Origin of the sequence: Xanthomonas sp. DAR 80977 (assembly GCF_041240605.1) — a bacterium.
Classification (GTDB): Bacteria; Pseudomonadota; Gammaproteobacteria; order Xanthomonadales; family Xanthomonadaceae; genus Xanthomonas_A; species Xanthomonas_A bundabergensis.
The window spans coordinates 1,156,667-1,175,009 of sequence record NZ_CP162487.1 but is presented as its reverse complement, the minus strand read 5'-3'; the positions used below and the strand labels follow the sequence as shown (position 1 = coordinate 1,175,009).

20 protein-coding genes and 1 other RNA gene are annotated in these 18,343 nt (G+C 71.5%); 18 read left to right on the top strand and 3 right to left on the bottom strand.

Annotation, left to right across the window (positions count from 1 at the left end):
• The first annotated feature begins 53 nt into the window (after nucleotides 1-53).
• From rph to pepQ, 7 genes are all read left to right on the top strand, one after another.
• Complete coding sequence (gene rph, locus AB3X10_RS04985) at nucleotides 54-779, top strand: ribonuclease PH (RefSeq protein WP_369979573.1); 726 nt, start codon at nucleotides 54-56, stop codon at nucleotides 777-779.
• Nucleotides 776-1,168 carry a VOC family protein gene (locus AB3X10_RS04980; RefSeq protein WP_369979571.1) on the top strand — a complete coding sequence of 131 codons (393 nt, stop codon included), beginning with the start codon at nucleotides 776-778 and terminating at the stop codon, nucleotides 1,166-1,168. The genes rph and AB3X10_RS04980 overlap by 4 nt, the downstream gene beginning before the upstream one ends.
• Nucleotides 1,165-1,755 (top strand): RdgB/HAM1 family non-canonical purine NTP pyrophosphatase, encoded by a 591-nt coding sequence (gene rdgB / locus AB3X10_RS04975; protein ID WP_369979569.1) that lies wholly within the window; start codon nucleotides 1,165-1,167, stop codon nucleotides 1,753-1,755. The genes AB3X10_RS04980 and rdgB overlap by 4 nt, the downstream gene beginning before the upstream one ends.
• A gap of 100 nt (nucleotides 1,756-1,855) precedes the next feature.
• Complete coding sequence (gene hemW / locus AB3X10_RS04970; protein ID WP_369979567.1) at nucleotides 1,856-3,013, top strand: radical SAM family heme chaperone HemW; 1,158 nt, start codon at nucleotides 1,856-1,858, stop codon at nucleotides 3,011-3,013.
• 87 nt (nucleotides 3,014-3,100) lie between these two features.
• A complete protein-coding gene (locus tag AB3X10_RS04965; RefSeq protein WP_369979565.1) occupies nucleotides 3,101-5,605 on the top strand; it encodes a DUF1631 domain-containing protein in 2,505 nt (834 codons plus the stop codon).
• A complete protein-coding gene (locus tag AB3X10_RS04960) occupies nucleotides 5,602-5,943 on the top strand; it encodes a PilZ domain-containing protein (protein ID WP_145702687.1) in 342 nt (113 codons plus the stop codon). Before AB3X10_RS04965 ends, AB3X10_RS04960 begins: the two co-directional genes overlap by 4 nt.
• 193 nt (nucleotides 5,944-6,136) lie before the next feature.
• Entirely contained in the window at nucleotides 6,137-7,468 is a 1,332-nt protein-coding gene (gene pepQ, locus AB3X10_RS04955; protein ID WP_369979562.1) for a Xaa-Pro dipeptidase, read from the top strand.
• Nucleotides 7,469-7,605: 137 nt separating this feature from the next.
• On the opposite strand, the gene AB3X10_RS04950 is transcribed toward pepQ, so the two are convergent.
• A complete protein-coding gene (locus tag AB3X10_RS04950) occupies nucleotides 7,606-8,952 on the bottom strand; it encodes an aminopeptidase P N-terminal domain-containing protein (RefSeq protein WP_369979560.1) in 1,347 nt (448 codons plus the stop codon).
• 4 nt (nucleotides 8,953-8,956) lie between these two features.
• A complete protein-coding gene (locus tag AB3X10_RS04945) occupies nucleotides 8,957-9,502 on the bottom strand; it encodes a YecA family protein (RefSeq protein ID WP_145702693.1) in 546 nt (181 codons plus the stop codon).
• A gap of 159 nt (nucleotides 9,503-9,661) precedes the next feature.
• Between AB3X10_RS04945 and AB3X10_RS04940 the strand changes: the two genes are divergently transcribed.
• From AB3X10_RS04940 to AB3X10_RS04895, 10 genes are all read left to right on the top strand, one after another.
• Complete coding sequence (locus AB3X10_RS04940; protein WP_369979559.1) at nucleotides 9,662-11,878, top strand: putative bifunctional diguanylate cyclase/phosphodiesterase; 2,217 nt, start codon at nucleotides 9,662-9,664, stop codon at nucleotides 11,876-11,878.
• 67 nt (nucleotides 11,879-11,945) lie between these two features.
• Nucleotides 11,946-12,167: a TIGR02449 family protein gene (locus AB3X10_RS04935; protein ID WP_145702698.1), complete on the top strand. Its 222-nt coding sequence runs from the start codon at nucleotides 11,946-11,948 to the stop codon at nucleotides 12,165-12,167.
• The gene (locus tag AB3X10_RS04930) at nucleotides 12,164-12,457 is read left to right on the top strand and encodes a cell division protein ZapA (RefSeq protein WP_369979557.1); all 294 of its coding nucleotides are present in this window, start codon (nucleotides 12,164-12,166) and stop codon (nucleotides 12,455-12,457) included. The genes AB3X10_RS04935 and AB3X10_RS04930 overlap by 4 nt, the downstream gene beginning before the upstream one ends.
• 98 nt (nucleotides 12,458-12,555) lie before the next feature.
• Nucleotides 12,556-12,740, top strand: a non-coding RNA gene (gene ssrS / locus AB3X10_RS04925) — 6S RNA.
• Nucleotides 12,741-12,885: 145 nt separating this feature from the next.
• Nucleotides 12,886-13,665: an acyl-CoA thioesterase gene (locus tag AB3X10_RS04920; RefSeq protein WP_369979555.1), complete on the top strand. Its 780-nt coding sequence runs from the start codon at nucleotides 12,886-12,888 to the stop codon at nucleotides 13,663-13,665.
• Between the two features lie 81 nt (nucleotides 13,666-13,746).
• Nucleotides 13,747-14,340: a 5-formyltetrahydrofolate cyclo-ligase gene (locus tag AB3X10_RS04915; RefSeq protein ID WP_369979553.1), complete on the top strand. Its 594-nt coding sequence runs from the start codon at nucleotides 13,747-13,749 to the stop codon at nucleotides 14,338-14,340.
• Nucleotides 14,337-14,807, top strand: coding sequence for an EVE domain-containing protein (locus tag AB3X10_RS04910; protein ID WP_369979551.1), 471 nt, complete (start codon nucleotides 14,337-14,339; stop codon nucleotides 14,805-14,807). Before AB3X10_RS04915 ends, AB3X10_RS04910 begins: the two co-directional genes overlap by 4 nt.
• A 98-nt stretch (nucleotides 14,808-14,905) precedes the next feature.
• On the top strand, nucleotides 14,906-15,553 hold the full coding sequence (gene rpiA, locus AB3X10_RS04905; RefSeq protein WP_145702709.1) for a ribose-5-phosphate isomerase RpiA: 648 nt from the start codon (nucleotides 14,906-14,908) through the stop codon (nucleotides 15,551-15,553).
• A gap of 168 nt (nucleotides 15,554-15,721) precedes the next feature.
• Entirely contained in the window at nucleotides 15,722-16,171 is a 450-nt protein-coding gene (locus AB3X10_RS04900; RefSeq protein WP_369979550.1) for a DUF192 domain-containing protein, read from the top strand.
• 38 nt (nucleotides 16,172-16,209) lie between these two features.
• A complete protein-coding gene (locus AB3X10_RS04895; RefSeq protein WP_369981655.1) occupies nucleotides 16,210-17,124 on the top strand; it encodes a SirB1 family protein in 915 nt (304 codons plus the stop codon).
• A 219-nt stretch (nucleotides 17,125-17,343) separates the two neighbouring features.
• Here the strand turns inward: AB3X10_RS04895 and AB3X10_RS04890 are convergent, their stop codons facing one another.
• Nucleotides 17,344-17,535: a rubredoxin gene (locus AB3X10_RS04890; protein WP_145702715.1), complete on the bottom strand. Its 192-nt coding sequence runs from the start codon at nucleotides 17,533-17,535 to the stop codon at nucleotides 17,344-17,346.
• Nucleotides 17,536-17,609: 74 nt separating this feature from the next.
• Between AB3X10_RS04890 and thiE the strand changes: the two genes are divergently transcribed.
• Complete coding sequence (gene thiE / locus AB3X10_RS04885; RefSeq protein ID WP_369979548.1) at nucleotides 17,610-18,233, top strand: thiamine phosphate synthase; 624 nt, start codon at nucleotides 17,610-17,612, stop codon at nucleotides 18,231-18,233.
• The last annotated feature ends 110 nt before the right edge of the window (nucleotides 18,234-18,343 follow it).

Sequence of the window (18,343 nt, the reverse complement as noted above, 5' to 3'; positions counted from 1 at the left end):
GCCGGCCCGGCCCGATGCCGCGCCCGGCCCCACGCCACCTCCGGATCGATCCCATGTCCTTTTCCCGTCCCAGTGGCCGCACGGCCGATCAGCTGCGCCCGGTGCGCATCGAACGCGCCTTCACCCGCCACGCCGAAGGCTCGGTGCTGGTCAGCTTCGGCGACACCCGCGTGCTGTGCAACGCCAGCGTCGAGAACCGCGTGCCGGGCTTCCTGCGCGGCAAGGGCGAAGGCTGGGTCACCGCCGAGTACGGCATGCTGCCGCGCGCCACCCATTCGCGCTCCGACCGCGAGGCCGCGCGCGGCAAGCAGGGCGGGCGCACGCTGGAAATCCAGCGCCTGATCGGCCGCGCGCTGCGCGCCTGCGTGGACCGCAACGCGCTGGGCGAGCGCACCATCACCCTGGACTGCGACGTGCTGCAGGCCGACGGCGGCACCCGCACCGCCGCCATCACCGGCGCCTACGTGGCGCTGATGGATGCGGTCAACTGGCTGCAGAAGCGCGGCGACCTGAAGAAGCCGGTGGTGCTCGGCGCGGTCGCCGCGGTCTCGGTCGGCGTCTACCGCGGCACCCCGGTGCTGGACCTGGACTACGCCGAGGACAGCGACTGCGACACCGACATGAACGTGGTGATGAACGACGGTGGCGGCTTCATCGAAATCCAGGGCACCGCCGAAGGCCACGCGTTCCGCCGCGACGAACTGGATGCGCTGCTCGGCCTGGCCGAGCGCGGCATCGCCGACCTGCTGGCGGCGCAGCGCGCCGCGCTGGCGCAATGAACCAGCGCATCGCCCTGGTCACCCTGGTGGTGCCGGACTACGACCAGGCCATCGCCTGGTACACCGGCGCACTCGGTTTCGCGCTGCTGGAAGACACCGCGCTGGGCGACGGCAAGCGCTGGGTGCGGGTCGGCCCGCCGGGCGATGCCGGCGCCGGCCTGCTGCTGGCCGTGGCCGCCGACGACGCGCAGCGCGCCTGCATCGGCCGCCAGAGTGGCGGCCGGGTCGGCTTCTTCCTGCACACCGACGACTTCCACCGCGACCACGCGGCGATGCTCGCCCGCGGCGTGCGGTTCCTGGAGCAGCCGCGCAACGAGTCTTATGCGATCGTCGCCGTGTTCCAGGATCCGTACGGCAACCAATGGGACCTGCTGGAGCCCAAACCATGAAACTGGTCCTGGCCAGCAGCAATGCCGGCAAGCTCGAGGAACTGCATGCGCTGCTCGACGGCGTCGGGATCGAATTGATCGCGCAGTCCACGCTGGGCGTGCGCGACGCCGACGAGACCGGCCTGACCTTCGTCGAGAACGCGCTGCTGAAGGCGCGCCACGCCGCCCAGGTCACCGGCCTGCCGGCGCTGGCCGACGACTCGGGGATCTGCGTGGACGCGCTGCGCGGCGCGCCCGGGCTGTACTCGGCGCGCTACGCCGGCGAACACGGCAATGCCGCGGCCAACATCGACAAGCTGCTGCACGCGCTGCGCGACGTGCCCGACGCGCAGCGCACCGCGCATTTCTATTGCGTGCTGGTGCTGCTGCGGCACGCCGAGGATCCGCAGCCGCTGCTGGTGGAAGGCAGCTGGCGCGGGCGCATCCTGCACGCCCGCGCCGGGACCGGCGGCCATGGCTACGACCCGGTGTTCTTCGATCCCGAACACGGCCAGAGCGCGGCACAGATGCCGTTGCCGCTGAAGAACCGGATCAGCCACCGCGGCCAGGCGCTGGCGCTGCTCAAGCAGCGGCTGGCGTCGCTGTAGCGGCCGCGCCACCGGCGGCACCGGCCTCTGCCAAGCCGCAGTCCCCGCCAGGGCCGCGCGCACGCGCCGCCGCTCCAGCCCCACGCCCTACACTGTCCGCATGCCGCCGCTGATCCCGCCCCCGCTGTCGCTGTACGTGCACCTGCCCTGGTGCGTGCGCAAATGCCCGTACTGCGATTTCAACTCGCATGCGGCCAAGGGCGCGCTGCCGTTCGACGACTACGTGGACGCGCTGATCCGCGACCTGGACCAGGACCTGCCGCTGGTCTGGGGCCGCACGGTGCAGACCGTGTTCTTCGGCGGCGGCACCCCCAGCCTGTTCCCGGCCGAGGCGATCGACCGCTTCCTGCAGGCGGCCAGCGCGCGCCTGCGTTTCGCGCCGAACCTGGAGATCACCCTGGAGACCAACCCGGGCACCGCCGAGCACGGCCGCTTCGACCGCTACCTGGCGGCCGGGGTCAACCGGCTCAGCTTCGGCATCCAGAGCTTCGACGACGCCGCGCTGCAGCGCCTGGGGCGGATCCACGACAGCGCCGACGCCGAGCGCGCGGTGAAGCTGGCGCAGGACGCCGGGTATTCCAACCTCAACCTGGACCTGATGTACGCGCTGCCGCAGCAGACCCTGGCCGGGGCGGAGACCGACATCGCCCGCGCGCTGGCGCTGCAGCCCACCCACATCAGCCACTACCAGCTGACCCTGGAACCGAACACCGTGTTCGCCGCGCGCCCGCCGCAGGGCATCCCCGAGGACGACGACGCCTGGGACATGCAGGAGCGCTGCCAGGCGCTGCTGGCCGCCGCCGGCTATGCCCAGTACGAGGTCAGCGCCTACGCCCGCGACGGCCACCAGTGCGCGCACAACCTCAACTACTGGAAGTTCGGCGACTACCTGGGCATCGGCGCCGGCGCCCACGGCAAGATCAGTTCCGGCGCCGAGCAGAGCATCCTGCGCCGCTGGAAGACCAGGCATCCGCAGGCGTTCCTGGCCGCGGCCGGCACCCCGGCGGCGATCGGCGGCGACGAGTGGATCGGCGCCGAACGGCGCCCGTTCGAGTACATGCTCAATGCGCTGCGCCTGAACCAGGGTTTCGCCCTGCGCGATTTCGCCGCGCGCACCGGCCTGGCGCCGGAGGCGATCGCGCCGGCGCTGGCGCAGGCGCAGGCGCGGGACTGGCTGCGGGTGGAATCCGGACAGGCGGTTCCCACCGAACTGGGACGGCGCTTCACCAACGACGTCGTCGCCCTGTTCATGCTCTGAAACACGGCGCCGCGCCGCGGGGTGGCGTGGTTGCGCCGCCAGAAACGTGCTACATACCGGACCCGGAAATCAAACGGCGATCACAGGATGTCATTGTCTGCCACACCGTCGGCCAGCCCGGCGACGCTCGCCGGCGCCGCCCTGCCCGCACGCGTGCGCGACATCCTGGAAGCGCTGCTGGCCCTGCTGTGGCAGGCGCTGGACGCCCCGCTGCAGTCGACCCTGACCGAGCTGGAGCGCGAGCTGTTCGAGCAGGCCCAGCGCGCGCGCCACGGCCAGCTGCAACAGGACATCTACCAGGAACTGCAGGGCCTGCGCGCGCGCCGCGAGCGCTTCGCGCCGTTCTGCAAGGCGCAGCTGGAAGCGGCCCTTGCCACGATCCGGCTGCCGCTGGCCCCGGTCGGCCTGCTGCGCCAGGACAAGGCCAACGCGGCGATGCAGATGCTGACCCTGGTCGCCGACGTGGACATCGACCGCGACATCGTGCTGCACGATATCGCCCGGCGCGAGGCGGCGCGGGCCAGCATCCCGCTGCAACTGCTCGGCCAGCGTTTCGGCGTGCTCGCCGCGCGGCCGGCGTTCGAGGCCGAGCACACCCCGCTGGGACCGCACCTGCTGTGCCGGATCCTGCGCGAGGCCGGCGAGGAGCTGCGGCTGGGGCTGGACGCGCAGCTGACCCTGTACCGCGCCTTCGAGCGCCAGGCGCTGGTCCGCTACGGCGAGACCGTGGAACGCGCCAACGTGTTGCTGGCGCATGCCGGGGTACTGCCCGGGCTGGTCTACCTGCCCTACGTGGCGCGCCCGGCGGCCGCACCCGACCCGGCCGCGGCCCACCGCGGCACGGCGCGGCCATCCCCCGCCACGCGCCCGGCCACCGGCTGGTCCGGACAGGCGGCGCCGACCGGCTGGTCCGGCGCCGCCCCCGGCAGCCCCGGCGCGGTGGGCAGCGACGCGGCGACAGCGCGCACCGCGCCCGCGCCGTCGCCACGGACCGCGGCCACGACGGCGACGGCAGCGGCCACGCAACCGAATGCCGCCAGCGACGCGCCCGACCTGGCCACGCTGCGCCAGCTGCTCGCGGCCGCGCGCACCCATGCGGCGGCCCCGGCGGGGACCGCCAGCGCCACGCCAGCCGGCGCCGTCTCCTCCTCCACGCCCGGCGCTGCCGCAGCGACGGCGGCGCCTGCCGGGGGCGGCCCTGGCATGCCGGCCGCGCCGCGCGGCGCTACGACTGCCGCCGCCCACGCAGGCGGCGCGGCGCTGCCGACCGCATCGCTGCTGCAGGCCCTGGGCGAACTGCAGGCGCAGCCGCCGGCGTACAGCACCCTGGCCGGCCTGCGCGGGCGCCGCCAGGTGCGCGACGTGCAGGCCGCCCTGCTGGCCACGCTGCGCACCGAGCACGGCCCGCAGGCGGCGCTGGCGCCGCAGGATGCCGACACCTTCGACCTGCTCGGCCTGCTGTACGCCGAAGTCGAGCGCGAAGTGCGCAGCGACGCGCCGGCCGCCCACCTGCTGGAACGCCTGCAGGTGCCGCTGGTCCGCGCCGCGCTGCAGGACGACGCGTTCTTCGTGCGCAGCCAGCATCCGGCGCGCGAGCTGCTCAATGCGGTCGCCGAATCCGGCGCCACCTGGCTCAGCGAAGAGGACACCGATCCGCAGCTGCTGCTCAAGCTCAACCAGACCGTGGACCGGGTGGTCGAGGAATACGAAGGCGACGAACAGGTCTTCGAGCAGGCCCACCAGGACATCCAGGCGCAGTACCGCGCGCTGGCGCACAAGGCCGAGATCGCCGAGCGCCGCCACATCGAGGCCGCGCGCGGCAAGGAACGGCTGGAGGTGGCCAAGGAACTGGCCGGCACCACGCTGGAGGCGCTGTGCCGGACCTGGGAGCCGCCGAAGTTCGTGCAGGCGCTGCTGAAACAGGCCTGGTCCGACGTGCTGACCTTGACCCTGCTGCGCCAGGGCGAGGAATCCGATGCCTGGCGCGAGCGCAAGCAGCTGAGCCAATGCATCGCCGAGATCACCTGCCGCGACGGCGGCGGCGAGTCCGATTCCGAGCTGGCCGGCGAAGTGCGCAGCGCCCTGCTGCAGGTGGGCTACCACCAGGACGAGGCCGACGCGATCGCGCGGCGCCTGTCCACGCCGGGCGGCGGCGACACGCTGACCTCGCGCACCGAGCTCAGCGCCAGGCTCAAGGCGCGCACCCGCCTCGGCGACCAGGGCGAGGACGCCGAGCGGCCGCTGCCGGCGCCGCGCAACGCGGCCGAGCAGGCGGCGTATGCGCGGCTGCGCAGCCTGCCGTTCGGCACCTGGTTCGAATTCGTGACCAACCAGCAGGGCGACCTGAAACGGCAGCGGCTGTCCTGGTACAGCCCGATCACCGACCGCGCCCTGTTCGTCAACCAGCGCGGCCACAAGACCGCCGAGTACTCGCTGGACGCGCTGTCGCGGCTGCTGGCGCAGAGCCAGGCGCGGATCGTCACCGAGGACCGCGCGCGCCTGATCGACCGCGCCTGGCACGCCACCGTGCGCGCGCTGCGCACCCTGGCCGGCGCGCCCGCCCCCGCCGGCCCACTGGAGGACGACGCATGATCGCCGAAGCCCGCCGCTCGCCGCGCCGCCAGGTTCCGGACATGGTGCCGGTGCTGGACATGATGGAAGACGCCGTGGTCGGCCGGCTCGGCAACGTCTCCGAGAACGGCATGCTGTTGCTGGCCTCGGCGCCGCTGCACGAGGATGCGCTGTACCAGTTGCGCTTCGCGATGCCGCAACTGGGCCGCGAGGTGCAGATCGATGTCGGCGTGCACCTGCTGTGGAGCGAACGCTCGCACGCGCCCGGCCAGGCCTGGGCCGGGTTCCGCTTCCTGACCATCTCGCCGGCGCATCGCGAACTGCTGCGGCAGTGGATCAACGCGGGACCGGCGGGATAGCGCAGCGGCGGCATCGCCGGCAGCCCTTGTAGGATGTTGCGCGCATGGAACAAACGTGCCTGGCAACGGCTGCCGCTTCCGGCTACGCCCACGCATGGCCGCATGCCATGCGCAGGCACGCGGCGCGCCAACACGCCCGCGCCGTTTGCGGCAAACTTGGCATCCACTTTTCCGCATCGCCGAACGAGCCGCCATGAGCCAGCACGACCCCAGCGCCCTGTACGCCGAGCACCTGCGCACGCTGGCGCAACGCGCCGACACGGCGCTGGCGCGCGGCGGCTTCGACCACCTGGTGGTGCCCAGCGGCACGCTGCACTACCAGCTGTTCGACGATCGCGACTATCCGTACGCGGTGAATCCGCAGTTCAAGGCCTGGCTGCCGCTGACCCGGGTGCCGAACAGCTGGCTGGTGTACACCCCCGGGCGCCGCCCGCAGCTGATCTTCCACCAGCCGCGCGACTACTGGCACGTGGTGCCGGCCGCACCGGACGGCTGGTGGGTGGAACATTGCGACATCCACGTGATCCGCACGCCGGAAGAGGCGCTCGCGCTGCTGCCGGGGCCGGCCGCGCGGTGCGCGATCCTCGGCGAGGCGCAGAGCGCGCTGGGCGACTACGTGCCGAACAATCCGGACGCGGTGGTCCAGTACCTGGAGTACCACCGCGCCTACAAGACCGCCTACGAACTGGCGCTGATGCGCCAGGCGCAGCAGCTGGCGGTGCGCGGCCACCGCGCCGCCGAGGCCGCGTTCCGCGACGGCCGCAGCGAGTTCGAGATCCACATGGCGTATTGCGGCGCGGTGGGCCAGGACGCCAACGAGCTGCCGTACGGCAACATCGTCGCGCTGAACGAGCATGGCGCGGTGCTGCACTACACCGAACTGCAGCGGCAGGCGCCGGCGCAACGGCGCAGCTTCCTGATCGATGCCGGCGCGTCCGCGCACGGCTACGCCAGCGACATCACCCGCAGCTACGCCGCCGACCGCGGCAGCGAGTTCCAGGCGCTGATCGACGCGGTGGACGCCGCGCAGCTCCGCATGGGCCAGAGCGTGCGCGCCGGCGTGGACTACAAGCAGTTGCACCTCGATGCGCACCTGGCGCTGATGGGCGTGCTCAAGGACTTCGGCGTGATCACCGTGTCGCCGGAAGCCGCGCTGGCCACCGGCGTCAGCGCCGCGTTCTTCCCGCACGGCCTCGGCCATCCGATCGGCCTGCAGGTGCACGACGTGGCCGGCTTCGCCGCCAGCGACCGCGGCGGCCGCATCGAGCGCCCCGCCGGCCACCCCTACCTGCGCATGACCCGCGTGCTCGAACCCGGCATGGTGGTGACGATCGAACCGGGCGTGTACTTCATCGACATGCTGCTGGACGAAGTGAAGCAGGCCGGCCACGCCGCCAGCGTGGACTGGGCCCGCGTGGCGCAGTTCAAGCCCTGCGGCGGCATCCGCATCGAGGACGAAGTGGCCTGCACCGACGGCGACCCGGAGAACCTGACCCGGCCGGCGTTTGCTGCTTTGGCGGCCTGATGGCCGCCGGGATTGGGGATTGGGGATTGGGGATTGGCAACAGCGCGCAATCCCATGCCGGCGAGAACAGGCAGGATCCGACTGGCCGGTTCTGGAGGTGATCGCCCCGCGCGCGCGCGGCGGCCGGTGCGCCATCCCTAATCCCCAATCCCCAATCCCGGCTCCCCGGCCATCAAGTCCTCGATCTCCTCGGCACTGCGCGCCAGCCCCGCGGTCAACACGCGGTGGCCGTCGGCGGTGATCAGCACGTCGTCCTCGGTGCGGATGCCGATGCCGCGCCAGCGCGGCTCCACGCTCTTGTCCTCGGCGCCGATGTACAGCCCCGGCTCGATGGTGAAGACCATGCCCGGCTCCAGCAGGCGCGAGGCGCCGGCCAGCTTGTAGTCGCCGACGTCGTGCACGTCCAGGCCCAGCCAGTGCCCGGTCTTGTGCCGGTAGAAGCGCCGGTAGTCGCCGTCGGCCAGGTTCTGTTCCAGCGAGCCCTTGAGCAGGCCCAGCCGCAGCAGGCCTTCGGTGAGGGTCTGCACCGCCGCCAGGTGCCCGGCCTCGTAGGCCACGCCCGGCCGTGCCTGCGCCAGCGCCGCGGCATGCGCGGCGCCGACCAGGTCGTGCAGCGCGCGCTGCTCGGCGCTGAAGCGGCCGCCGACCGGGAAGGTGCGGGTGATGTCGGCGGCATAGCCGCGGTACTCGGCGCCGGCGTCGATCAGCACCAGGTCGCCGTCGCGCAGGCGCGCGGCGTTGGCGCGGTAATGCAGCACGCAGGCGTTGCCGCCGCTGCCGACGATGCTGCCGTAGGCCGGCCAGGCGTCGCCGGCGCGGAACTCGCGTTCGATCTCCGCCTGCAACTGGTACTCGTGGAGGCCCGGCCGCGCCAGCCGCATCGCCGCGCGATGCGCGGCCACGCTGAGGTCGGCCGCCACCTGCATCAGCGCGATCTCGTCGCGCGACTTGAACAGGCGTTGCTCGTGCAGCAGGTGGCCCAGTTCCAGGAACTCGTGCGGCGGCTGCGCGCCGTGCCGCACCTGCTCGCGCACGCGCTTGACCCAGCCGATCAGCTTGAGGTCGAAATCGACGTCGCGGCCGAAGTGGTAGTACACCCGCGAGCGGCCTTCCAGCAGCCCGGGCAGGATCTCGTCGAGGTCCTCGATCGGATACGCATCGTCCATGCCGTAGCGTTCCACCGCGCCTTCCTGGCCTTCGCGCGGACCGTCCCAGGCCTCGCGCTCGGGATCGCGCTCGCGGCAGAACAGCAGCGCCTCGCCGTGCTTGCGGCCCGGCACCAGCACCAGCACCGCCTCCGGCTCGGGGAAGCCGCACAGGTACCAGAAATCCGAATCCTGCCGGTACGGATAGTGCGTGTCGTGGCTGCGGACCCGCTCCGGCGCGCTGGGCAGCACCAGGATGGCGTGTTCGCCGGCCATGTCCATCAAGTGTTTGCGCCGGCGCGCGTATTCGCCCGCGCCGATGCCGGTGAGTCGCTTCATCGCGTCAGTTCAGGCGTTGCCGATGGCGCGGGCCGAGCACGCAGTCGCTGTGCAGCAGCAAGGCGGCCACGCGCACGAATTCCTCGATCTCGGCCAGCGCGTCCTCGTCCTCGTCGGCGCTGTCGAAATCGTCGGTGCTGGCCTGGGCCAGCCGCGCCAGGTCCTGCAGCGCCTCGGCGCCTTCCTCGGACAGCGGCGGCTTGGCGCCGGCGGCCAGGCCGAAACCGCCGAGAAAGCCGCGGCACCAGTCGAACAGCGCGTCGGCGCGCTCGGACAGCGGCGCGCCGGCATCGGCCAGCACCAGGTCGAAGGCGAAGTCGCGGTCCTCCAGCTGCGCGGCGGTGGCCTCGCGCAGCCGGTCCAGCGCATCGCCGCCGCGCGGCGTGGCGATGCCGGCATCGGCCAGCACCGCCGCCGGCCATGCGGCCAGGTCGGCGCCGCCGCCGGCCAGCCAGCCGCACAGCGCACCGTGGAGTTCGGCTGCCGACGCGGCCAGGCCCAGTTGCTGGCTGGCTTGGGTGACGTCGTCGGCGCTAGGAAGTTCGATCATGGACGCAAGGCCTGTTGTGCGCTGGCCGCCGAGAGTCGGGGCCTGCGGCGGAGCGGGACTGCGCAGTGTAGCAATCCGCATGCGCCGCGCTGCTTGTGAACGCTTCCGACGGGCGCCTACACTCCACCACCCTTTCCTGATTGAAGCCCCCTTCCCGCCATGTCGATCGAGCGCGTCGCTGCGGGAATTGCCGGCCATGCCGGCACGGACTGGCGTTGGGGCTGGGCCGCCGCGGCGGCGGTGCTGGCGGTGGCCACGGTGGTGTCCGCGCTGCAGGCGCTGCACTGGCGGCGGCGCATGCAGCAGCAGCAACAGCGCCAGCAGCAGCTGCAGCAGCGCGACCGCCACCTGAAGCTGGCGCTGTGGGCCTCCGGCGAGCACTTCTGGGACTACGACCTGCAGCAGCGCAAGCTGCGCCGGATGCGCGCCGACGAAGCGGCGCCGCATGCGCAGGAGATCACCATGGTGATCCGCGAGGACGACCCGCTGCGCATCCATCCCGACGACGTGCCGCAGGCCCAGCGCGCGCTGCGCGAGCACCTGCAGGGACTGACCCCGGTCTACGTCGCCGAGTACCGGGTGGACCTGGCCGGCGACGGCGTGTGGCTGTGGGCGCGGGTGCGCGGCCGGGTGGTCGACTACGGCGCCGACGGCAAGCCGCGCCGGCTCGCCGGCACCGCGCGCGACATCACCTCGCACCGCCAGGCCGACCTGGAGCGGCGCATCGCCAGCGAAGTGCTGCGCAGCATGAACGAGGCGGTCGCGGTGCTGGACGAAGACTCCCGCTTCATCTCGGTCAACCCGGCCTTCACCCGCATCACCGGCTACAGCGAGCGCGAAGTGCTGGGCCAGCCGATGGCCCTGCTCGACCACGCGCCGGACGTCCCCGCGCCGCCGCTCGACCAGGGCCGGCACTGGCGCGGCGATGCCTGGAAACGGCGCAAGGACGGCCAGGAGATCCTCTGCCATGTGCGCCGCAATACGGTCGGCGACGCCGACGGCCGCCACAGCTTCCACGTGGTGGTGCTGGAAGACATCACCGACCAGAAGCGCGCCGAGCAGGAACTGCGCTACCTGGCCAACTACGACACGCTGACCAGCCTGCCCAACCGGTCGCTGCTGTCCGAGCGGCTGGCGCGCGCGATCGTGCGGGCGCGGCGCCAGGGCAGTTCGGTGGCGGTGCTGTTCCTGGACCTGGACCGGTTCAAGGACATCAACGATTCGCTCGGCCATGCGGTGGGCGACAAGGTGTTGCGCGCGGTCGCCGAACGCCTGCAGCAGGCGGTGGGCCCGCAGCACACGGTGGCGCGCCTGGCCGGCGACGAATTCACCGTGGTGGTGGAGGACATCGCCGGCCAGGCCGAGGCCGAGGTCGTCGCCGCGCGCGTGCTGGCCGCCTTCGATGCGCCGCTGCAACTGGAGGACCGCCGCGAAGTGGCGATCTCCTCCTCGATCGGCATCTCGCTGTTCCCGCAGCACGCGTTGCTGCCCAGCGAGCTGCTCAAGCACGCCGACACGGCCATGTACCAGGCCAAGGCCGCCGGGCGCCGCAACATCCAGGCGTATTCGGCGCGCATGGACGAGGCCACCCGCCATCGCGCCACGCTGGCCAGCACCCTGCGCAAGATCCCGTTCGACCAGGAGCTGAAACTGGTCTACCAGCCGCGCTATTCGCTGCGCGAGCAGCGCGTGGTCGGCGTGGAAGCGCTGCTGCGCTGGCACAGCGCCGATTTCGGCGCGGTCTCGCCGAGCCAGTTCATCCCCCTGGCCGAGGAGACCGGACTGATCCTGGAGATCGGCGAATGGGTGCTGCGCCAGGCGTGCAGCACCCTGCGCGAGTGGCGCCAGCTCGGCCTGACCGAGCTGTGCATGTCGATCAACGTGTCGGCGATCCAGCTCGAACGCGGCGACCTGCCGGCGCTGATGGCGCGGATCCTGGCCGAGACCGGGGTCCCGGCCGCCAACGTCGAACTGGAACTCACCGAGAGCGTGGTGATGTCGCAGGTCGGCAAGAACGCCGCCACCCTGCACGCCTGCCGCGCGCTGGGCCTGGCCCTGGCGATCGACGACTTCGGCACCGGCTATTCGTCGCTGGCCTACCTGAAGCGCTTGCCGATCAACACCTTGAAGATCGATCAGGAATTCATCGGCGACCTGACCCGCGACCCGGACGACGAGGCGATCACCAGCACCATCATCGCGATGGGCCACTCGCTGACCCTGAAAGTGGTCGCCGAAGGCGTGGAACTGCCGGGCCAGCTGGCGTTCCTGCGCCAGCACGGCTGCGACGAGATCCAGGGCCACCTGGTCGCCCCGGCGCTGGAGCCGGACGCCTGCCTGCAGCTGCTGCGGCAGCCCTTGCTGCTGCCCGTCTGAGCGCCGGCCATCGCGGCGCCAAGCCGCGTCTTGACCGCCGCTCGGGCGCATGCCTATCGTGGGCGCCATGGACAGCCCCGACGCCCTCGCCCAGCTCCGCACCCTCGCCTCCCGCGTGGAAACGCTGGTCGAGCGCTGCCAGCGCCTCGCCGACGAGAACCGCAGCCTGCGCCAGCAGCAGGAGCAGTTGATCGGCGAGCGCTCGCAGCTGCTGACCAAGAACGAACAGGCGCGCTCGCGGGTCGAGGCGATGATCACCCGGCTCAAGTCGTTGGAGCAGCACACGTGAGCGAACCGGTCAGCGTCCGCATCCTCGATCGCGAATACACCGTCGGCGTCGAGGCCGAAGAGCGCGACAGCCTGCTCGCCGCCGCGCGCCTGCTCGACGCGAAGATGCGCGAGGTGCGCGGCAGCAACCGCATGGCCGCGGTGGACCGGGTCGCGGTGCTGGCCGCGTTGAACCTGGCGCACGAACTGCAGCAACTGCGCGACGAGCAGGCGCGGCGCGATGGCGAGATGGCGCGCACGCTCGCCGACCTCAATCGCCGTCTCGACGGCGTGGTCGATACGGCGCGTTGATACACGCCTCGCATTTCGATCATCAACGTGAATTGCGCCGTACCGCGCGACCGACGAACGGACTAGCCAAGCGCGGCGACGGCGCTATACTTCGGTTGCGTTCTCTGCTGTGAACGACAGCGTGTGCAAACATTCGCCTTGTCCCTTAATTACGACCACGGGATGGCGACGGAATCGGGTGTGCAGGTCCGCCTCGTAGCGGGAAGCCCGATGGTTCCCCAGCTATCCCACTTGAACCCCGGGTTCAAGGTCGTTTCGCACGCATCGTCATGGCGGAGAATGCAATATCCCGGAAACGGCGCCGCAAGGCGCCGTTTCCTTTTGCGCGTCTTTCTTTGCGTGTCGCCAGTCGCCGCATGCACTGGCACGGCTACTACTCATGCGCACGCCGAACCCGGGATACTGGCGCCCCGCCAAGGAGACGCCGCATGCCCTCGCTCGCCCAGATCATCGACCGCTTCGACCCGGCGGCCGGATTCGACGTTCCCGCCAGCTGGCGGCAGGGACGCACCGCCTTCGGCGGGCTGTCCGCGGCGCTGGCGCTGCAGGCCGCGCTGCGCACCGCGCCGGCGGCGCCGCCGCCGCTGAAGTCGGCGCACATCTGGTTCGTCGGCCCGGCCGACGCCACGCTGCGCTTCGAGGCACGGCTGCTGCGCCAGGGCAAGTCCGCCAGCTCGGTCGCGGTCGATTGCCTGGCCGGCGAGCAGGCCGCGCTGCGCGCGGCGCTGCTGTTCGCGCAACCGCGGCCCAGCCGCATCGCCCACGACTTCATGCCGGCGCGGCCCGCGGTGTGCGCACCCGAGGCCGCGGCGCCGATCGCCGACAGCGCGGTCACCCCGGCGTTCGTCGCCAATTTCGAGATGCGCCTGGCCGGCGGCGCGCTGCCGGTGTCCGCGGCCGCCACCCCGGAGCTGCTGGTCTGGGCGCGCCATCGCGACGCCAGCGGGGTGGATCCGAGCGTGGCCCTGGTCGCGCTCGGCGACTGCCTGCCGCCGGCGGCGATGGCCTGCTTCACCGAACCGGCGCCGGTCAGCTCGATGACCTGGACCCTGGATTTCCCGCAGCCGGCCAGCGCCGGCGACTGGTTCCTGCTGCGTTCGGCCAGCCGCCACGCCGCCGACGGCTACTCGCTGCAGGACATGCAGATCTGGGACGAGGCCGGGCGGCTGGTGCTGTCGGGCCGGCAGACGGTGGCGATCTACGCGTGAGGCCGCGCGGCGCCGACCGGCGCCAGTAGCCAGTGCGCGCGCCGGCACCGACAATAGCGCCGTCTCCGCCACGCCTGTCCGATGACTCCCGACGACCGCGACTCACTGCGCCAGCAACTGCGCGCGCGCCGCCGCGCGCTCTCCGCGGCCGAACGCCTGGCCGCCGCCGACGCGCTGGCGCAGCGGCTGCTGGACTTGCCGTTCGCGCCGCAGCACGGCCACGTCGCCGGCTATTGGGCGATGGACGGGGAGATCGCGCTGCACCGCTGGCAACTGAGCCTGCCGCCCGGCGTGCAGTACTGCCTGCCGGTGCTCAGCGGCAAGACCCTGCGTTTCGCGCCGTGGCGCCCGGGGCAGCCGCTGCGCGCCAACCGCTACGGCATTCCCGAGCCGGACGTCGCCGCCGACGCGACGCTGGCGCCGGAGCGGATGGCGCTGGTGGTGGCGCCGCTGGTCGGCTTCGACGCCGGCGGCGGCCGCCTGGGCATGGGCGGCGGCTGGTATGATCGCAGCTTCGCGTTTCGCCAGCGGCAAGCGCCCCCGCCCTGGCTGGTCGGCGCCGCGTTCGCGGTGCAGCAGCTCGCGGCGCTGCCCGTCGCCGCCTGGGACGTGGCGCTGGACGCGGTCTGCACCGATTCCCTCACCCTCCTGACCGCGACCGATTTCCCCGCATGACCGCACGCAAGCGCTACTGGCTGATGAAGTCCGAACCGGACGCCTTCTCGATCGACGACCTGCAGCGGGTCGGCAGCGAACCCTGGAACGGGGTGCGCAACTACCAGGCGCGCAACTTCATGCGCGACGGCATGAAGGTCGGCGACGGCATCCTGTTCTACCACTCCAACTGCAAGGTGCCGGGCATCGTCGGCACGGCCACGGTGGCCAGCGAGGCGTATCCGGACGTCACCCAGTTCGATCCCACCTCCGACTACCACGACCCCAAGGCCACCCGCGAACAACCGCGCTGGTATCTGGTGGACGTGGCGTTCGAGCGCAAGCTCGCGCGCACCATCGCGCTGGACGAGATCAAGCAGCACACCGACGCGCTCGGCGAAGGCTTCCCGCTGACCGCGCGCGGCAACCGCCTGTCGGTATTCCCGGTCAGCGCCGCGCAGTGGAAGCTGCTGTTGGCGCTCGAGTAGCCGGAATTGGGGATTGGGCATTGGGGATTCGTCCCTGCCCGGCCCCGCCTGCCGCTTTGACGAATCCCCAATCCCCAATCACGAATCCCGAGCCCCCCATGTCCGAAAGCAAACGCCTGGCCGCCGAGAAAGCCATCGAATACGTCGAGGACGGCATGATCGTCGGCGTCGGCACCGGCTCCACCGTGGCCTACTTCATCGACGCGCTCGGCCGCATCGGCCACCGCATCAAGGGCGCGGTGTCCAGCTCCGAGCAGAGCACCGCGCGCCTGCGCCAGCACGGCATCGAGGTGCTGGAACTGAACCACACCGGCAACCTGTCGCTGTACGTGGACGGCGCCGACGAGTGCGATCCGAACCGCTGCCTGATCAAGGGCGGCGGCGCCGCGCTGACCCGCGAGAAGATCATCGCCGAGGCCAGCGAGCGCTTCGTCTGCATCATCGACCCGAGCAAGCAGGTGCAGACGCTGGGCGCGTTCCCGCTGCCGATCGAGGTGATCCCGATGGCGCGCAGCCTGGTCGCGCGCGAGATCCTGGCGCGCACCGGCGGCCAGCCGGTGTGGCGCGACGGCGTGGTCACCGACAACGGCAACGTGGTGCTGGACGTGCACCACTTGTCGATCACCGACCCGGTGGCGCTGGAGCGCGAGCTCAACCAGATCCCCGGCGTGGTCTGCGTCGGCCTGTTCGCGCGCCGCCCGGCCGACGTGGTGATCGTCGGTGGCGAGCCGCCGCGCGTCCTGTAGGACGCGCGCGGGATTGGGGATTGGGGATTGGGGATTCGCAACAGCGGATCCGGAGGCCGGAGGGAGCTTCTGGCTTTTACGAATCCCCAATCCCCAATCCCGGCTCTCTTGACTGAACACGCACCATGCAACAAGGTGCGCGCTGATCCTCCCCGACCCGACACCGCCATGTCCCTGCTCCGCGCCCTGTTCGTCCTCGTCCTGCTGACCCTCAGCGGCTGCGCCAGCGCCGGCGACCATTGGGTGGAACTGGGCGGGCACCGCTACCAGGTCGAACTGGCCCAGGACGATGCCACCCGCGCGCGCGGGCTGATGTTCCGCGACCAGATGGACGCCGACCACGGCATGTTGTTCATCCATGACCGCGAGGAACCGCAGGCGTACTGGATGAAGAACACCAAGATCGCGCTGGACATCCTGTACTTCGACAGCCAGCGCAAGCTGGTGGCGCAGCAGCGCGACGTGCCGCCGTGCTCGGCCGGCAACGCCTGCCCGCCCTACCCCAGCAATGCGCCGGCGCGCTACGTGCTGGAACTCAACGCCGGCCAGGCCGCCCAGCTCAAGCTGCAGGACGGTGCCGAACTGAGCTTCGGCCCGGGCATCCCCAAGGCCCGCTGAGCCGCACCGGCGTCGGGAAAAGCGCCGCCGCCGTGGCGCTGAACCCGACACCGCTGTCGGGAACCCCCGGACTTGATCGCGTCGCAGTTTGCGGCCAGTCTTGGGCCATGGTGGACCGACTGACATTGCCGAGCTGGAATACCCTGGCCGCGCTGGACGACGACGCCCTGCCGCTGCTGGCCACCGCGCTGCTGATCGCCCGCGACGAGTATCCGGAACTGGATGCCGACCACTACGACACGCTGGCGCAGAACCATGCCGAGCACCTGCGTCACGAAGTGGCGATGATCGAGCCGTGGCCGCTGAAGATGGCCGCGATCAACCGCCACCTGTTCGAGGAACTCGGCTACAGCGGCAACCACGACGAGTATTACGACCCGCGCAACAGCTACATGAACGAGGTGTTCGAGCGCCGCCTGGGCAACCCGATCTCGCTGGCGCTGGTGCAGATGGAAGTGGCGCGGCGGCTGGACATTCCGCTCGACGGGGTGTCCTTCCCCGGGCATTTCCTGGTGCGCCTGCCGGTGGACGACGGCCTGCTGGTGATGGACCCGTTCAACGGCGGCCGCCCGCTGGCGGTGGAAGAGCTGCGCGAACGCGCGCGCCCGCATCTGGGCGGGGAGACCCCGGACGACCGCGCGCTGCTGCAGATCCTCGACCCGGCGCCGCACCGCGCGATCCTGACCCGGGTGCTGCGCAACCTGCACGGCGTCTACGCCGAACGCGACGAATGGGACCGCGCCGCGCGCAGCGCCGACCGAGTGCTCAAGCTGATGCCCGACCAGCCCGAGGCCCTGCGCGACCGCGGCCTGGCCTACCTGCAGATGGACTACGTCCCCGGCGCGCGCCGCGACCTGAGCCGCTACCTGCAACTGAACCCGGAAGCCAACGACGTGCTGCCGATCCGCGAACGCCTGGTGGAACTGAGCGCGCGCGCGCAGCGCATGCATTGAGGGCTGGGATTGGGGATTGGGGATTGGGGATTCGCAAAAGCGGACTCGGCGCTTGGCCAACGATTCGCTGCGACCTGTAGCAGGGTTTATCCGACCTGATTTATCCCCATCGCGTCGAGGTTAGGACTCCTCCTGGGAGGGGGCTTGGCGCGACCCGCTGGGTCCGCTGCAGCGATCCGCTCTTGCGAATCCCCACTCCCGACTCCCCAATCCCGGCCCTCAATCCATCTCCACCATCTCGAAATCGTCCTTGGTCACCCCGCAGTCCGGGCAGGTCCAGGTGTCGGGCACGTCTTCCCAGCGGGTGCCGGGGGCGATGCCTTCTTCCGGCAGGCCGTCGAGCTCCTTGTAGATGAAGCCGCAGACGACGCACATCCAGGTGCGGTAGGTGGTGGCAGTGGCGTCGCTCATTGGATAATCGCTGGTCTACAGGCCGGGCGGAGCGGCATTGTCCCACCCTCGCCTGCACACCGGAAGGCTCATCCATGAATGCATCATCGCCGCCCCGCGGCGTCTACCTGATCACCCCCGACGAAGGCGACGGCGAACGCCTGCTGGCGCGCGTGGCGCCGCTGCTCGCCGACGGCCCGATCTGGCTGCAGTACCGCAACAAGCGTGCCGACGCGGCGCAGCGCCTGGCCCAGGCGACGGCGCTGCAGGCGCTGTGCGCGCAGGCCGGGGTACCGCTGATCGTCAACGACGACGTGGCGCTGGCGCAGGCGGTCGGCGCCGCGGGCGTGCACCTGGGCGAGGACGACGGCGACCTGGCCGCCGCGCGCGCCGCGCTGGGTGCCGGTGCGCTGATCGGCGCCTCGTGCTACGACGACCTCGCCCTGGCCCGTGCCGCCGCCGCGGCCGGCGCCAGCTATGTGGCCTTCGGCGCGTTCTTCCCCACCCGCAGCAAAGTCACCACGCGCCGCGCCGAGCCCGGCCTGCTGCGCGACGCCGCGCCGTTGGGCCTGCCGCGGGTGGCGATCGGCGGGCTGACCCCGGACAACGGCCGCGCCCTGGTCGCTGCCGGAGCCGACCTGCTGGCGGTAATCAGCGGCGTGTTCGACGCCGCCGACCCGCGCGCCGCGCTGGCCGCCTATCGCGCCTGCTTCGACTGAGGCGCGCAGGAGGAGGCGCCCGGATTCTGGCGGCCCGCGTCGAGTCGCTGCGCGCCGTACCCTCACCCCAACCCCTCTCCCGAGGGGAGAGGGGCTAGGCTGTTTCTTCT

Coding starts and splice junctions, on each gene's coding strand:
- rph (WP_369979573.1), top strand. CDS start 54: ATGTCCTTTTCCCGTCCCAGTGGCCGCACGGCCGATCAGCTGCGCCCG.
- AB3X10_RS04980 (WP_369979571.1), top strand. CDS start 776: ATGAACCAGCGCATCGCCCTGGTCACCCTGGTGGTGCCGGACTACGAC.
- rdgB (WP_369979569.1), top strand. CDS start 1,165: ATGAAACTGGTCCTGGCCAGCAGCAATGCCGGCAAGCTCGAGGAACTG.
- hemW (WP_369979567.1), top strand. CDS start 1,856: ATGCCGCCGCTGATCCCGCCCCCGCTGTCGCTGTACGTGCACCTGCCC.
- AB3X10_RS04965 (WP_369979565.1), top strand. CDS start 3,101: ATGTCATTGTCTGCCACACCGTCGGCCAGCCCGGCGACGCTCGCCGGC.
- AB3X10_RS04960 (WP_145702687.1), top strand. CDS start 5,602: ATGATCGCCGAAGCCCGCCGCTCGCCGCGCCGCCAGGTTCCGGACATG.
- pepQ (WP_369979562.1), top strand. CDS start 6,137: ATGAGCCAGCACGACCCCAGCGCCCTGTACGCCGAGCACCTGCGCACG.
- AB3X10_RS04950 (WP_369979560.1), bottom strand. CDS start 8,952: ATGAAGCGACTCACCGGCATCGGCGCGGGCGAATACGCGCGCCGGCGC.
- AB3X10_RS04945 (WP_145702693.1), bottom strand. CDS start 9,502: ATGATCGAACTTCCTAGCGCCGACGACGTCACCCAAGCCAGCCAGCAA.
- AB3X10_RS04940 (WP_369979559.1), top strand. CDS start 9,662: ATGTCGATCGAGCGCGTCGCTGCGGGAATTGCCGGCCATGCCGGCACG.
- AB3X10_RS04935 (WP_145702698.1), top strand. CDS start 11,946: ATGGACAGCCCCGACGCCCTCGCCCAGCTCCGCACCCTCGCCTCCCGC.
- AB3X10_RS04920 (WP_369979555.1), top strand. CDS start 12,886: ATGCCCTCGCTCGCCCAGATCATCGACCGCTTCGACCCGGCGGCCGGA.
- AB3X10_RS04915 (WP_369979553.1), top strand. CDS start 13,747: ATGACTCCCGACGACCGCGACTCACTGCGCCAGCAACTGCGCGCGCGC.
- AB3X10_RS04910 (WP_369979551.1), top strand. CDS start 14,337: ATGACCGCACGCAAGCGCTACTGGCTGATGAAGTCCGAACCGGACGCC.
- rpiA (WP_145702709.1), top strand. CDS start 14,906: ATGTCCGAAAGCAAACGCCTGGCCGCCGAGAAAGCCATCGAATACGTC.
- AB3X10_RS04900 (WP_369979550.1), top strand. CDS start 15,722: ATGTCCCTGCTCCGCGCCCTGTTCGTCCTCGTCCTGCTGACCCTCAGC.
- AB3X10_RS04890 (WP_145702715.1), bottom strand. CDS start 17,535: ATGAGCGACGCCACTGCCACCACCTACCGCACCTGGATGTGCGTCGTC.
- thiE (WP_369979548.1), top strand. CDS start 17,610: ATGAATGCATCATCGCCGCCCCGCGGCGTCTACCTGATCACCCCCGAC.